Origin of the sequence: Novosphingobium sp. PhB57 (assembly GCF_004342985.1) — a bacterium.
GTDB lineage: Bacteria > Pseudomonadota > Alphaproteobacteria > Sphingomonadales > Sphingomonadaceae > Novosphingobium.
In genome coordinates, this window is sequence record NZ_SMBO01000001.1 from 1,208,986 (window position 1) to 1,223,550 (window position 14,565).

The 14,565-nt window shown below is 66.9% G+C and carries 9 protein-coding genes; 5 read left to right on the forward strand and 4 right to left on the reverse strand.

The genetic code is table 11. From position 1 onward, the window contains the following. Window positions 1-19 precede the first annotated feature (19 nt). From EDF58_RS05505 to EDF58_RS05515, 3 genes are read left to right on the forward strand one after another with little or no spacing between them, the layout of a single operon-like run. Window positions 20-1,519 carry a class I adenylate-forming enzyme family protein gene (locus tag EDF58_RS05505; protein ID WP_132263316.1) on the forward strand — a complete coding sequence of 500 codons (1,500 nt, stop codon included), beginning with the start codon at window positions 20-22 and terminating at the stop codon, window positions 1,517-1,519. Continuing rightward, window positions 1,503-2,708: a CoA transferase gene (locus tag EDF58_RS05510; RefSeq protein WP_132263318.1), complete on the forward strand. Its 1,206-nt coding sequence runs from the start codon at window positions 1,503-1,505 to the stop codon at window positions 2,706-2,708. The genes EDF58_RS05505 and EDF58_RS05510 overlap by 17 nt, the downstream gene beginning before the upstream one ends. Further along, on the forward strand, window positions 2,702-4,135 hold the full coding sequence (locus EDF58_RS05515; protein WP_132263320.1) for an amidohydrolase family protein: 1,434 nt from the start codon (window positions 2,702-2,704) through the stop codon (window positions 4,133-4,135). The genes EDF58_RS05510 and EDF58_RS05515 overlap by 7 nt, the downstream gene beginning before the upstream one ends. Here the strand turns inward: EDF58_RS05515 and EDF58_RS05520 are convergent. Then, window positions 4,058-4,945: an enoyl-CoA hydratase/isomerase family protein gene (locus EDF58_RS05520; RefSeq protein ID WP_132263322.1), complete on the reverse strand. Its 888-nt coding sequence runs from the start codon at window positions 4,943-4,945 to the stop codon at window positions 4,058-4,060. The genes EDF58_RS05515 and EDF58_RS05520 overlap by 78 nt on opposite strands. Window positions 4,946-5,322: 377 nt before the next feature. On the opposite strand from EDF58_RS05520, the gene EDF58_RS05525 reads away from it, so the two are divergent. Beyond that, window positions 5,323-6,126 carry a helix-turn-helix domain-containing protein gene (locus EDF58_RS05525; RefSeq protein ID WP_132263324.1) on the forward strand — a complete coding sequence of 268 codons (804 nt, stop codon included), beginning with the start codon at window positions 5,323-5,325 and terminating at the stop codon, window positions 6,124-6,126. A 93-nt stretch (window positions 6,127-6,219) separates the two neighbouring features. Here the strand turns inward: EDF58_RS05525 and EDF58_RS05530 are convergent, their stop codons facing one another. The 3 genes from EDF58_RS05530 to EDF58_RS05540 all read right to left on the reverse strand — a co-directional run bounded on the left by EDF58_RS05530 (window position 6,220) and on the right by EDF58_RS05540 (window position 11,051). After that, on the reverse strand, window positions 6,220-7,341 hold the full coding sequence (locus EDF58_RS05530) for an alpha/beta hydrolase (RefSeq protein WP_243654081.1): 1,122 nt from the start codon (window positions 7,339-7,341) through the stop codon (window positions 6,220-6,222). A gap of 85 nt (window positions 7,342-7,426) precedes the next feature. Next, window positions 7,427-9,973: a transglycosylase domain-containing protein gene (locus tag EDF58_RS05535; protein ID WP_132263327.1), complete on the reverse strand. Its 2,547-nt coding sequence runs from the start codon at window positions 9,971-9,973 to the stop codon at window positions 7,427-7,429. 208 nt (window positions 9,974-10,181) lie between these two features. Next, window positions 10,182-11,051: an N-acetylmuramoyl-L-alanine amidase gene (locus tag EDF58_RS05540; RefSeq protein ID WP_132263328.1), complete on the reverse strand. Its 870-nt coding sequence runs from the start codon at window positions 11,049-11,051 to the stop codon at window positions 10,182-10,184. A 646-nt stretch (window positions 11,052-11,697) separates the two neighbouring features. On the opposite strand from EDF58_RS05540, the gene EDF58_RS05545 reads away from it, so the two are divergent. Beyond that, a complete protein-coding gene (locus tag EDF58_RS05545; protein ID WP_132263330.1) occupies window positions 11,698-14,559 on the forward strand; it encodes a ribonuclease E/G in 2,862 nt (953 codons plus the stop codon). Window positions 14,560-14,565: the final 6 nt, after the last annotated feature.

The window sequence follows — 14,565 nt, forward strand, 5'->3', positions numbered from 1 at the left end:
TGCAAGGCCCCGCTCACCGATGAACATCGCCCTCCTCCTCGAAATGGCGGCAGAAGCCGCGCCCGACCGCGTCGGCCTCGTCTGCGAGGGCAAGCGGTGGACTTACGGCGACCTGCTGGCCGCAGCACGGGGCGCCTTCGAACTGATCCGGCAAAGCGATGCTCAATATGTCGCGCTGCTCGATGAAAGCAGCGAGGCGGCGGTGATCGCCGTGTTCGGCGCCGCGCTGGCGGGCGTGCCCTATTGCCCGCTCAACTACCGCCTGCCCGATGCCGATCTCGCCGCCCTGCTCGGCCGCATAGCCCCGGCGCTGGTGATCGGCGACGAGGAGCGCATCACCCGCCTTGCCGGGGACCAGGGCCATACGGTGCTTTCCAGAGAAGAGTTCTCACTGAAGGCTCAGGAAACCGTCCCAGCCGAGGATGCGCGCGAATACGATCCCGGCGAAGGGGTGGCGATCCAGCTCTTCACCAGCGGCACCACCGCGGCGCCGAAAGCGGCGATCCTGCGCCATTCCAACCTGCTGGGGTACATCTTCGGCACCGTGGAATTCGGCACCGCCGATGAGGGCGATGCCGCGCTCGTGGTCGTGCCGCCTTATCACATCGCGGGGATTTCCGCCCTGCTCTCCTCGATCTATTCACTGCGCCGGATCGTCATGCTTCCCGCCTTCTCGCCCGAAGGCTGGCTCTCGCTTGTCGCGGACGAACAGGTGTCTAACGCCTTCGTCGTCCCGACCATGCTCGCGCGCATCATCGAAGCGATGGAGCGGGCCGGCGCAGCAGGCATATCCAGTCTCCGCGCGATCGCTTATGGTGGCGGCAAGATGCCACTCGAAGTGATCCGCAAGGCCCTGGAGCTGTTCCCCGAAGCGGGCTTCACCAATGCCTACGGCCTCACCGAAACCAGCTCCACCGTCGCCCTGCTCGGCCCGGACGATCACCGCGAGGCGCTCGCCTCCCAGGACCCCGCGATCCGCGCGCGGCTGACCTCGCTCGGCAAGCCGATCCCCACGGTGGAGATCGAGATTCGCGGCGAAGACGGCGAGACCCTCGGCCCCGGCCAGCCCGGCGAAATCTATGTCCGCGGCGAACAGGTCTCGGGAGAATACAAGGAAAAGAGCGCGCTCGACGCGCAAGGCTGGTTCCCCACCCGCGATGCCGGCTACATGGACGAACACGGCTACCTCTTCCTGTCCGGCCGCGCCGACGACGTGATCGTGCGCGGCGGCGAGAACATGTCCCCCGGCGAGATCGAGGACGTGCTGCTGACCCATCCTGCCGTGGCCGATGCCTGCGCCTGCGCGATCCCCTCGGTGGAATGGGGCGAAGCCGTGGGCGTCGCCATCGTGCTGCGTGACGGACACGAAATGCCTGCCGAGCCGGACCTCAAGGATCTTGTCCGCGCACGGCTGCGCTCCTCGCGCGTGCCCGAAAAAATCGTGTTCTTGTCGGAGCTTCCATACAACGAAATGGGCAAGCTCCTGCGCCGCAAGGTCAAGGATGTCCTTGCCGGCTGACGCAGAGGCCAAGGTGCCCGCAATCCCGCTGGCGCGCTGGGCCGACCGGCAACTGGCGGCGCTCGCGCGCGACCATGGCCTGCCCCGCCTCCACGGCGCCGCCCTGCTTGGCGAACGCGGCGCTCATGGCGGCTACCGCGTCGGCGGCCGCATTTCCGCCGGGCTTGGTGGCAGCCGTCTCCTGCCGACCCGCGACGGCCGCTGGTTCGCGCTCACCCTGATCCGCGATGTCGACCGCGAACTCCTGCCCGCCCTGTTCCAGGACGAGGCGTTGGCGGTCTTCGATCATGCCGCCATCGCCGCAGCCGCCCTCCGGCATGACTGCGCCGATCTGCTGGAGCGCGGGCGCATGCTGGGATTGCCCGTGGCGAGCGCCGACGAGGAACCGGTATCCGCTCCGGTCGAAATCCTGGAACGCGGAGACAAGCGCAGGCGCGCCGCTGGACATCGTCCGCTGGTGGTGGATCTCTCGGCCATCTGGGCCGGCCCGCTGGCGGGTCACTTGCTATGGCAAGCCGGCATGGAAGTCGTAAAAGTGGAAAGCCTTACGCGTCCGGACCTGATCCGACGCGACGATCCCGCCACCTTTGACCGCATCAACCAGGGCAAGGCGAGCCTGCTCGTCGATTTCGCCAGCGCCGAACAGAAAGCGCGTCTGATCGGCCTTATTCGCAGCGCCGACGTGGTCATCGAAAGCTCGCGCCCCCGGGCGCTGCGCCATCTGTGCATCGATGCCGACGCGCTTGTGCGCGAGGTTCCGGGGCTGGTCTGGCTGACCGTGACCGGCCACGGCGCGCGCGGGGAGCCGGCCAACTGGGTCGGGATCGGCAACGATTGCGGCGTGGCCGGGGGCTTGTCCCGCGCCCTTGCCGAAGTCACCGGCGAAATCGGATATGTGGGCGATGCCATCGCCGATCCGCTGACCGGCATCGTCGGCGCGCGCGAAGTGCTTCGTGCGTTGCAGCAAGGGGGTGCCAAGCGGATCGGCCTGTCGATGAGCGCGATCGTCGCCATGGCGCTGGCCGAGGAACGCGCCTTCGACCGCGCCGCGCTCGACTGTGAACTTCGCAGCTGGGGCCAGGCAGTCGGCCATCCCTTTCCCGCTCTTGCCCCGCGGGTTCCGAGCGCGCCCGTCCGTCCGCTCGGCGCCGATACCGAACGTTACCTTGCCGCGGCGCTCGCATGCTGATCCGCGATGCCGAGATCCACGGCCAGGGCACGGCCGACTTGCGCCTGGAGGGGCGGCTCGTCACAGCCATCGGCACGCTCCAGCCCCGCGCGGGAGAGCCAGTCATCCTGGCTCGCGGTGGCGCCTTGCTGCCGGGCCTTCACGACCATCATCTCCACCTTGCCGCGCTGGCGGTGCGCGAGGCCTCGGTCTTTTGCGGGCCGCCGCAAGTGTCCGACCGCGACGCGTTGATCGGCGCGCTATCCCAGCCCGGCGAGGGTTGGCTGCGCGCCACAGGTTTCTGCGAAAGCATTCTGGGCGGCACGCTGCCCGATGCCCGCATGCTCGACACGATCGTCCCTTCGCGGCCGCTGCGCATGCAGCACAGGACGGGCCGAATGTGGTTCCTCAACAGCTTGGCGCTTGCCGAACTCCTCGACCGGGGCCCCGCCCCGCCCGGCCTGGAGCGCGAGAACGGGCACTTCACCGGCAGGCTGTTCGACGAGGACCGCTGGCTGCAGCAAACCCTGGGCAGCACACCACCGGACTTTGCCGCGACCAGCAGCCGTCTGGCGGCCTCGGGCATAACCGGCATCACCGATCTGTCACCGCGCAACGATCCGGCAATGGCCCGCCATTTTGCTGCGCAGCGCGCGGGCGGCGCTTTGAAACAGTCGGTGGTTCTGGGCGGCGCCCTGTCGCTCGCGTCCGCGCAGCAGCAGGACGGCTGGCGCCTCGGCCCCGCCAAACTCCACTTGCACGAAAGCGCCTTGCCGGATTTCGAGCAGACGAGCGCCTGGATCACCCAGGCGCACGACCAGGGCCGCGGCGTGGCGGTCCACTGCGTCACCGAAGTGGAGCTGGTCTTCACGCTTGCCCTGCTGGAGGCCGCGGGAAGCCTGGACGGTGACCGGATCGAACATGCCTCGGTCGTTTCGCCCGAACTTGCGGCGCGCCTCGCCGACCTGAACCTCAAGGCCTGCGTGCAACCGCAGTTCGTCGCTGGACATGGCGACCGCTATCTTGCCGAAGTCGAAACCCGGCACCATCCCGACTTGTACCGTCTGCGCAGCCTGCAGGACGCCGGGATCTGCCTCGCCGGAGGAAGCGACGCGCCTTACGGCAGCACGGACCCCTGGGCCGGCATGCGCGCTGCCGTCCAGCGCCGCACCGCCGCGGGCGTCCCGTTTACGCCGGAAGAGGCCCTGACGCCCGAGCAGGCGCTGGCACTCTATCTTTCCGATCCGCTGGACCTCTCACGCCAGCGCCGCATCGCCGTGGGCGAACAAGCCGACTTGTGCCTGCTCGACCGAACCTGGCAGGAAGCGCGCGGCCGTCTGGACAGCGGGGATGTACGCATGACGATCGCGTCAGGTCGGGTCGTCCACCAGCGCATCGACCAGACCCCAGGCCAACGCCTCGCGAGCGCCGAGCCGGCGGCCGCTTAACACCATCAGCAACGTGCGCTGGCGGCCGATCCGCCGGCTGAGCGACACACAGCCCCCAGCCCCGGGCAATATGCCCATCGCCAGTTCGGGCAACTGGAACCACGCGCGGCGGCTCGCCGTGATCCGCGCCGCGCAAGCCGCCAGTTCGAGCCCGGCGCCGATGCAGGCCCCGTCGATGTGCACTTCCATGCGGTCCGCACACATCAGCGCCTCGCGGGCGGGGAGCGTGACACAGCGGATCGCATGGGCCGTGGCCGGATCGGTCGTGGTGCCGAACTCCGAAAGGTCCGCGCCCAGGCTGAAGCTGCGCCCCTCCGCCCGCAGGCGGACCCGCTCGATGGTCCGGTCGACATTGGCCAGCGCGAAGGCCTCATGAAGCGCGTCGCGCATGGTCCGATCGATGGCGTTGCCCGCTTCCGGCCGATCCAGCGTGACGGTAAGGATGTCCCTTTCGCGCGCAAGCGTTACCCGCCCTTCGCGAAGCGCGGCGTGCACCGGGCGCCGCGCGGCGATCCAGCGCCGATGCGAGTCGCTGCCCTGCAGCACTGCATAGGCCAGCGACTCGGCGACGAGTGCTTCCTCATCGGGTAAATGATCCAGAATGCGCAGCAACTGCGTCACCACCGCCGCCGCGCTCGGCTGGTCACGCACCGCCGCCAGCAAGGCCTCGGGCGTGAAGCGCGGTTCGAGGCAGGCGTCGAGTCGCGCTGCCAGCGGATGATCGCAAGGACCCAGGCCGATCACCGGATAAGGCGGCAGCCGTAATCCGGGGGCGTCCCGGGCCTCTTTTCCCAGATCGACGAAGGCCATCGGCCAGTCCGGGTAGCTACCGGGGGCGGCCAGGTCCTGCAGGGAGAGGGTCACATCGTCTGGAGTCACCGCAGTGCATTACCTTTCCGGTCAATTGCCTGTGCCGCTTGAAACATGCCCATCCCTCTTCGCCAAGGCCAGCCCGCCGCAGCAAACTTGCGCTCCAACGCATTGTTTCGGGCATAAAATGGCAGAAATCCGCCAGTTCCTTGGCACTACCTCCATTTCGACATCATCGCATGCGCGAAGCCTATTGAAGCAGCATCGCCATGATGCTAACCCGGTTTAGCAAAAAACGAGTCAGGCTCAGTTTTTATAGAGACCGACTCGAGGAGAGAAGTGAGTTTCCATCACCACCCGGAGGGAGGAGAGACCTCATGCCTGGAAAGACGACCTCATCGAACAAGGCGAAGATTGCTCGCCGCGTCATCGAAGTGCTCGAATATTTCGACGATTCCCACCGCGAAGCGACCGTCATGGACATCGTGCGCCGCTACAATCGGCCGCAGTCGAGCACGTCGGAACTGCTTTCAAGCCTCGTGGAACTTGGTCTGCTTCACAAGGATCCTTATTCCCGCGCCTATAGCCTCACGCCCCGCGCCGCGTTGATCGGCACTTCGGGCCAGCCCGAACTCGTCCGCGACGGCCGGATCGTCCGCCTGATGGACCGCCTGGTCGCCCAGACCGGCCTTTCGGTCGCGCTCACCTCGATGGTCGGGCTGGACGTGCAGATCGTGAACTGGCGCCATGGCCCGCGTGCCCTTGCCGCAACGCGCGAACTGGCCGGCGGGATCAAGGAACCCCTCGCCCAGAACGGAGCCGGCTGGCTCATGCTGTCCACCATCGCACGCCAGCGCTGCGAGGGCATGGTCCGCCGTCTCAATGCCGAAGCCGACGAGCAGGGCAAGTTCCAGTTCGCCGACATGATGAACCGCATCGATACCTGCCGCGACCCGCGCCATGTGTTCGGCCCGGCCGGTTTCGGCAGCGGCGCCGAGGCCCTTTCCGGTCTCGTCCCGCGCCAGCCCGAGGGTCACCCGCTGGTCATCAGCCTGATCTACGGCAAGGACGACAAGGTCAATCCCGAGGCGCTGCTGCACTCCCTGGGTGACGCGATGCGCAAGTGCCTGCCCGATCCCACGCCGATGCCGGAGCCGGAACTGCTCTCGCACGCAGCTTGAAGGCAGCCTGACCGGGGGCGAGAACCGCCGCCGGAACCGGCAACGGAAAAAAGGCCTCGCGGCATGACCGCGAGGCCTTTTCCTTTGGAGCGCTTATTTCTGTCCGGCCTGCTTCTGACCGGCCTGGATCTCGTCCAGCATGGTGCGGGCGATCTTGAGGAAGTTCGCCGTATCCGTCTGAGCGGACGGGATCGCCTGCCGGAAGGTCGCGAAACCGTGGACCAGCCCGCGGCCTTCATAGAAAGCCGTCGGCACGCCCGCCTCGACGAGCTTGGCGGCATAAGCGCGGCCCTGATCGCGCAGCGGATCGAGCCCCGCCGTGACCAGAACCGTGGGCGGCAGGCCGGCCAGGCTGCCCAGGATCGGGGAGCTGCGCGGGCTCTTGGGATCGGCTGCATAGTGCTTCTGGAACAGCGCGGTCATGCTGTCGTCGAGGCCGTAGCCCTTGGCGAACTGTTGAGCCGAAGGATAGCTGCGGGTGAAATCGGCCGCGGGATAGATCGGCACTTGCAGGATCACCGGCACGGCCGCCGGCTTGTCGCGCAGGGCCGCCGCGGCGATCAGGGTGAGATTGCCGCCGGCGCTATCGCCGCTGAGAACCAGTCCCGTGACATCGCGGCCCAGTGCCTTGCCGTTCGCGGCCACCCAGCGCGCGGCAGCCTCTCCGTCATCGGGAGCGGCGGGCCAGGGATGCTCCGGCGCCAGGCGATATTCGACCGAGACCACCGGCAAGTCGAGCTGGCGCGAGATTTCGGCGGCCAGCGCGGCATGGGTATCGATGCTGCCCAGCACGTAGCCACCGCCGTGATAGAACACCACCACCGGTCCCGGTCCGCGCTCTGCGCGCGTATCGAACAGGCGCAGGGGGATCGATCCGCCCGGCCCCGGCATGGTCAGGTCTTTCATCACCGCGAGATCGCCGACGGGAAGGTCGCGGGACGGCATGGCCGACGGCGGCAGCTTGCGGATCTGCGCGATCACTTCGGCCGTCAGCGGCGGCATCGGATGCGCGTTCGACGCCTTGAGATAGGCCGCCACGTCCGGCCGCACAAAAGGCGAGGCCGTGGCTCCTGACGCCGGCGCGGGCGCCGATACCGCAGCCGCTTCCTTCGCGGCAAGGCCAAAGGGCGCGAAAGCGACGGCCAGCGCCGTCATTCCCAGCCCGAGATGTGCGAGAGTCGAAGTTCTTTTCTTCGTACCGATCACGAATTGCATCCAATCCTCCCTGTTAGAGAGGCCCGTTGTATGGCTGCAATTCGCGCTTGGCGAGCGAGAGAGACCTCCCGCCCGCCTCGCAGGCTCAATAAACGCCACCCTGTTGTTCGGCGAAGTCCTGCTGCTCGCCGGAACTGGCGGTGATCGCGGCCTGGCGGGCTTCGCGCACGCCGCGAATCTCGGCGACAAGCGCATCACGGCGGCGCGCAAATTCGTCTTCAGGCGAATATTGGCGCGGCTCGGTATCGGGCTTGAAGGCTTCCCAGATCACGGCCGCCTTCGGGTCATTGCCCGGCTCGACGCCCATGACCTGCTTGCCGCTGACGCGATCGATGCGGACCATGCGAATCCCCGCAGGCGCGACGAACGGCTGCGTGCCCCAGCGCTCGCGCGTGGCCTGGACCACCTGCTTGAAGATCGGCGCGGAAATACGGCCACCTTGCGCATATCCACCGAGCGAGCGCGGCGTATCGTACCCGAGATAGACGCCGCCGACATAGTCCTGCGTGCCGCCGACGAACCAGACGTCGGTCGGGCCATTGGTGGTGCCGGTCTTGCCGAACATCGGCATGCCAAGGTCGCGCAGGACCACGGCGGTGCCGCGGGTCACCACGCCTTCGAGCATGTGGACCACCTGATAGGCAGTGCCGGAATCGATCACCTGCTTGCCCCGGCGCACGACGCGCGGCATCGGCTTGCCGTCCCATTCGGGCATGTTGCAGGTATCGCAGCGGCGGTTGTCCGGCTTCCAGATCACCTTGCCATTGCGGTCCTGCACGTAGTCGATCGGCGACGACGCGAACTGCACGCCGTTGTTCGCCAGGGCGGAGTAGGCATTGACCATGCGCGAAACCGTGGTTTCGCCCGCGCCGAGCGCGAAGGATAAGTAGGGCTTGTAGTCCCCGATACCGACGGTCTTGAAGGTCTTCACCACGCGCTTCATGCCGGTGTCGTTGGCGATGCGGATGGTCATCAGGTTGCGGGACTGTTCCAGGCCCCAACGCATGGTGTGGCTGCCGGAGCCGCCTTCGCCGCCAAAGTTGCGGAAGCATTTGTTGCCCAGCGCCCCGCCCTGATAGACGCAGAACGTGCCGTCGAGCACCTGGGTCGCCGGCGTCATGCCGTATTGCAGCCCGGTGGCGTAGACGAAAGGCTTGATGGTGGAGCCAGGCTGACGTTCGGCCTGCACGGCGCGGTTGAAGGAATCGAGTCCGGAATCGAATCCGCCCTGCATCGCCATGATGCGGCCGGTGCCCGGCTGCTCGATCACCATGCCGCCCGAAACCTCGGGAACGGTGCGAACCGCATACGTATCCGATGAAACCGGCGCCGCGGCGACGAGGTCACCCACTTTGGCGAGGTCCGAGATATTGGTGAGCGCCGAGATATTGCCGTCGGAGAACCCGATCCGGCCGGTCGAGCCGCTGCGATCGACGATCACGCCGACGCGCCAGTCCTTGTAGTCGATCGTCTTGTTGGAAACGATCAGCTGGGACTGCCAGGTGCTCATGTCGTCGATATGCGCGATCGGATGGGCCCAGGCCCGCCCGCCCTGATAGCGCAGCAGACCCGCGCGCAGGGCATCGCGCACGGCGCCCTGCATCTGCGGATCGAGCGAAGTGCGCACCCAGAGGCCGCCGGCATAGACGCTGTTCGGCCCGTCCTCGGCCTTTTCGCCGTACTGGTCGATCAGGCGGCGGCGCACTTCCTCGATGAAGTAGCCGTTGCCGGAGGGATAAGTCTCGACGCGGCGGGCGATCAGGCCGAGCGGCTGGGCCTTGGCGGCGTCGGCATCGGCGCGCGTCGCCCAGCCGTTGGTCACCATCTGATCGAGCACCCAGTTGCGGCGCTCGACCGCCATGTCCTCATACTGCTTGCGGCCGTAACGCTCCGGCGCCTTGGGCAGGATCGCCAGGAACGCGGCTTCGTGGAGCTGGAGCTGGTCGACATCCTTGCCGAAATAGGCCCGGGCAGCAGCCTGGACGCCGAAGCTCTGGCGGCCCAGCGGAATCTCGTTGAGGTAGAGTTCCAGAATCTGCGGCTTGTTCAGCACGCTCTCGATACGGCGGGCGACCACCATTTCCTTGAGCTTGCGCGTGACCGAGTATTCGTCGCCGATCAGGATGTTCTTGGCCACCTGCTGGGTGATCGTCGAACCGCCGCGCGCGCGGCCCCCGGTGCCGAGCTTGGAGGCATAGTCCACGACCGCGCCGGCAAGCCCGGTGACATCGACGCCGCCGTGGGTCCAGAACGTCTTGTCCTCGGCCGAGAGGAAAGCGTCGACCAGCGGCCTCGGGAAATCGACGTAGCGCAGCTGGACGCGGCGCTCGCGAGCATAACTGTAGACGATCTGGCCATCGACGCCGCGCACCATGGTGGGCAAAGGCGGCTGATATTCCAGCAGCTTGCTGGCGTCGGGGAGATCGTGGGTGAAGGCAACCCAGAGCCCGCCGAGCGCGACGAGGCCGGTTCCCGCGGCATAAGTGAAGCGGCGCAGCCACTTGCGTTCGCGCCAGGCGCCCCCAAATGCAGCGAAGGGTCGGCCGAAACGACGGCCGGCACCACGGCTGATGCGATAGTGGGCGTCCTCGGGCGGCTGCTCGGAGCCGTTGTCGATGATCTCGTCGGTCATTTCGACTGCCTCTAGAGCATTTTCAGGTCAGGTGGAAACACCTGAGGACCCGGAAAAATGCCGCAACAAAGATGGATCGGAAACTGCTACGCCCCGGTTCAGCGGCTCGGGCTCTAGCACGGGCTTTTTGCGCAAGGCCAGATGCGGCGTGCTCTTTTCGTCGCAGCGACCGTTCTGCTCGAACCGCTCCTGCGCGCAGAAGAGACGGTCAGACGCCGACTTTCCGGGCGAAATAGGCGCGGATGGCCCTGGCCGCGGCATCCGCCAGAGCCTGCTGCCCCGCGCGGGATGTCAGCAGCTGAGCGTCCGCCTCATTGTTGATATAGCCGGTCTCGAACAGGATCGAGGGGATATCCGGCGCCTTGAGCACGGCCAGCGCCGCGGTCTGCACCTGGTCCCGGTGGAGGCCGAGGTTGGCGCCGCGCATCTCGCGCAGCACGAGTTCGCCGACTTGCGTGGAGCCGGCCTGGGTGCCCCGCTGCGACAGGTCGAGCAGGATCGCGCCCACCGTCTGGCTGGTCTGCGCCAGGGCGACGCCATTGACCCGCCCCGCCGCGTTTTCCCGCGCGGCGAAGCGCTCGGCAGCCTCGCTGGAGCCCTTTTCGGACAGGACATAGACGCTGGCCCCGCGCGCGGCATCGCTGTCCGCGCTGTCTGCATGGATCGACACGAAAAGGTCGGCACCAAGCCGCCGCGCCATGTCCGGCCGGTCCGGCAGTGCAATGAAGCGATCGGCATCGCGGGTCAGCGCCACGCGAATGCCGCCGTCCTCCAGCAGCCGGTTGCGCAGCGCCAGGGCGATCCTGAGTGCGACCGTCTTTTCCTTGGCATCGCCCTGCCCGGCGCCGGGATCGAAACCGCCGTGACCCGCGTCGATCACCACCAGCGGCCGGCTGGCATCGCCGGGCCCGTCGATCCGCGGCAGGTCCACCGGCATGCCCACCTCGGGCAGGTCGAAGCGCACGACATAGTCAAGATCACGCTGCGAGGGGAAGAAACGCGGCCAGAGCACCCACAATGCGATCGCCAGCGCCAGGGGCGCGGAAAGGATCATGACGAGCTGCGTGCTGCGCGACATCCCATTTGACTAGGATCGCCCAACGCTCGCCGCAATCCCGCCGAACAGCGCTTTTCCCCCGATTTCACGCGTCTGGCGGCAATCCGCACGGCGATAACGCTCACTGTTCGGCAATGAACTTGCCGTGCAGTGTCTTGAATGCTAGGCCGTTTCGACCCGGGCCCAAGAAGCTTCGGCCTTCGAAATCCGGACAGACACCACTAGGATGGTGCCGGACAGGGCCGACCAAGCCAAATCCCGGCCGTCAAAAACCGGAAAATTCGTTCCGGATCGAACAGGTTGACGCGAGAGATGAGAAGCCAATTGCCGCCTTGCCAGCCGACGCCCGAGAGGGCGGTGGCGGTGTGGGCGCAATTCTTCGCGTGTCCGAACTCGCCACGCGCACTTCCGCTCGCAGACACGCCCGCCCGTCTCCTGGCAATCCGCCGGAAGACAGCAGGCACCATCGCGGCCTCTGCCGCGACAGACAAGAAAACAGTCGCACTCGGGGCGCTGGATTGCCCCGTTTCCAACTTTACCTCCGCCCGTTTCGAGGCTGGCCTTGCCGCATCCGGCAGGCCCGACCTTCTCGCGGCGGGCACCATCGAACAGACACGCGCCGCCCTGGCTGATCCGGCCGGGGCAGAGCGCGTACGGAGAATATACAATGGCAACGCGCATGCTCATCGATGCGCGCCACCCGGAAGAAACGCGGGTGGCGGTACTCAAGGGAAATCGCATTGAAGAGTTCGATTTCGAATCGGCCGACAAGAAGCAGATAAAGGGCAACATCTACCTGGCGAAGGTCACCCGCGTGGAACCTTCGCTCCAGGCGGCGTTCGTCGACTTCGGCGGCAATCGCCATGGCTTCCTTGCCTTCAGCGAAATCCACCCCGACTACTACCAGATCCCCAAGGAGGACCGCGAGGCCCTGCTGGCGGAAGAAGCCGCGCATGCCGAGGAAGAAGCCGCCCTGCGCGCTTCGGAAGGCGATGACGAGGACGAAGAAGGCGGCGAAGGCTACGAAGGCGAAGACTTCCAGGACGGCGGCCTGACCGAAGTCGACACGTCCGAAAAGGACCATGTCGCCACGATCGAGGACGGCAACGTCGAGAACGGCTTCGAGACTTCGGACGAAGACGCTTCGGAAGAAGAATCCTCGGGTCGTGGACGCCGCGGACGCGGTCGCCGCCAGGGTGGCCGTAATGGTGGCCGCTCGAAGGAAGCCGACGAACTGCGCGCCAAGCGCATGGCGCTGCGCCGCCGCTACAAGATCCAGGACGTGATCCACCGCCGCCAGGTGCTGCTGGTGCAGGTCGTCAAGGAAGAACGCGGCAACAAGGGTGCCGCCCTCACCACTTACCTCAGCCTGGCCGGCCGCTACTGCGTGCTCATGCCGAACTCCAGCCATGGCGGCGGCATCAGCCGCAAGATCAGCTCGGCTTCGGACCGCAAGCGCCTGAAGTCGATCATCGCCGAAATGGACCTGCCGCGCTCGATGGGCTGCATCGTGCGCACCGCCGGCCTCCAGCGCACCAAGACCGAAATCAAGCGCGATTTCGACTACCTCGCCCGCCTCTGGGACGAGCTGCGCGAGATGACGATGCGTTCGGCCGCTCCGGCGCTGATCCATTCGGACAGCGACCTGATCAAGCGCGCCATCCGCGACATCTACAACCGCGACATCGAGGAAGTGATCGTCGAGGGCGAGGAAGGCTACCGCGCGGCGAAGGACTTCATGAAGCTCCTGATGCCCAGCCACGGCCGCAAGGTTAAGCCTTACGCCGATCCGGTTCCGCTGTTCCAGCGCTTCGGCGCCGAAGACCAGCTGACCGCGATGTACGACCCCGTCGTGCAGCTGCGTTCGGGCGGCTACATCGTCATCAACCCGACCGAGGCGCTCGTCTCGATCGACATCAACTCGGGCCGCGCCACCAAGGAGCACGGCATCGAGCAGACGGCGGTCGCCACCAACCTCGAAGCCGCGCAGGAAATCGCCCGCCAGCTTCGCCTGCGCGACATGGCCGGCCTCGTCGTGATCGACTTCATCGACATGGAGTACGGCTCGAACGTCCGCAAGGTCGAGAAGGCCGTCAAGGAAGCGCTCAAGAACGATCGCGCCCGCATCCAGGTCGGCCGCATTTCCAGCTTCGGCCTGATGGAAATGAGCCGCCAGCGCTTGCGCACCGGCGTCCTGGAAGCGACCACCCGCTCCTGCCCGCACTGCGACGGCACCGGCCTCGTCCGCACCGCCAGCTCGGCGGGCCTCTCGGCGCTGCGTCTCATCGAAGACGAAGCCGCCAAGGGCAAGGGCGTCGTGGTTTCGCTCTTCGCATCGACCGAAGCGGCGATCTACCTGCTCAACGCCAAGCGCACCGACCTGGCCGACATCGAGGATCGTTACGGCGTGAACGTCGAAGTGATCCCCGAGGGCGAGAACGAAGGCGCGAAGATGCGCGTCGTCTCTTCCGGCCCGCGCAACGACTTCGTGCCGCGCTTCGAACCGATCGCCGAAGACGTCGAGGATGACTTCATCGACGAAGAGGACGAGTTCGAAGAAGAAGCCCGCGAGGAATCGCGCGGCCGCGGTGAAGGTCGTGACGAGGACGGCGAAGGCGGTTCGCGCCGCAAGCGCCGCAAGCGCCGCCGTGGCCGCAACCGCGACCAGCGTGACGACCAGGGCGCCGAGGGCGAGTTCGAAGCCGAACGCGAAGAGTCCGGTGACGAAGCAGGCGAAACCGAAGGCGATGCCGAGGCTGGCGAAGAAGATTTCGCGCCCGCCGGTGAAGGCGACGATTCGGATGCCCCCCGCAAGCGTCGCCGCCGTGGCGGTCGTCGCCGTCGCGGTCGTCGCAACGGTGAGAACGGCGAAAACGGTGAAAACGGCGAGCACGCTGGCGACGAAGCCGGCGAATATGCCGCCGACGACGCTGGCACCGAAGCCGAGGAACCGGTGGAAGTGGTTGCCGAAGTCGTGGTCGCCGCGGAGCCGGTCGTCGCGGTGGAGGAAGCTCCTGCCAAGCCGAAGCGCACCCGTCGCAAGAAGGCGGATGCCGTGGAAGCCGTAGCGGAAGCGCCAGCAGAAGCCCCCGTCGAAGCGCCGGCGGCCGAAGAAGCCCCTGCCAAGCCGAAGCGCACCCGTCGCAAGAAGGCGGATGTCGTGGAAGCACCGGTCGAAGCCGTGACGGAAGCGCCGGTCGAAGCTCCGGTGGCAGAGGAAGCTCCTGCCAAGCCGAAGCGCACCCGCCGCAAGAAGGCGGATGCCGTGGACGCCGTAGCGGAGGCACCTGCTCCCGTGGAAGCACCGGCGGCCGAAGAGGCTCCGGCCAAGCCGAAGCGTACGCGCCGCAAGAAGGTGGAAACCGTCGAAGCGGCAGCCGAACCTGCTGCCGAGACGCCCGCCGTCGAAGCCGCCAAGGTGGAAGAGCCTGCAGCCGCAGCGCCCGCCGATGGCGACAGCGCGAACGACTCGGCCGAAGACCCGTCCTCGCCGCGTCGCGGCTGGTGGCAGCGTACTTTCGGCAACTGAGGATAT

What these genes read in the sequence shown, in the direction of transcription:
- EDF58_RS05505 (WP_132263316.1), top strand. Translation starts at nt 20, where the DNA reads ATGAACATCGCCCTCCTCCTCGAAATGGCGGCAGAAGCCGCGCCCGAC.
- EDF58_RS05510 (WP_132263318.1), top strand. Translation starts at nt 1,503, where the DNA reads ATGTCCTTGCCGGCTGACGCAGAGGCCAAGGTGCCCGCAATCCCGCTG.
- EDF58_RS05515 (WP_132263320.1), top strand. Translation starts at nt 2,702, where the DNA reads ATGCTGATCCGCGATGCCGAGATCCACGGCCAGGGCACGGCCGACTTG.
- EDF58_RS05520 (WP_132263322.1), bottom strand. Translation starts at nt 4,945, where the DNA reads ATGGCCTTCGTCGATCTGGGAAAAGAGGCCCGGGACGCCCCCGGATTA.
- EDF58_RS05525 (WP_132263324.1), top strand. Translation starts at nt 5,323, where the DNA reads ATGCCTGGAAAGACGACCTCATCGAACAAGGCGAAGATTGCTCGCCGC.
- EDF58_RS05530 (WP_243654081.1), bottom strand. Translation starts at nt 7,341, where the DNA reads ATGCAATTCGTGATCGGTACGAAGAAAAGAACTTCGACTCTCGCACAT.
- EDF58_RS05535 (WP_132263327.1), bottom strand. Translation starts at nt 9,973, where the DNA reads ATGACCGACGAGATCATCGACAACGGCTCCGAGCAGCCGCCCGAGGAC.
- EDF58_RS05540 (WP_132263328.1), bottom strand. Translation starts at nt 11,051, where the DNA reads ATGTCGCGCAGCACGCAGCTCGTCATGATCCTTTCCGCGCCCCTGGCG.
- EDF58_RS05545 (WP_132263330.1), top strand. Translation starts at nt 11,698, where the DNA reads ATGGCAACGCGCATGCTCATCGATGCGCGCCACCCGGAAGAAACGCGG.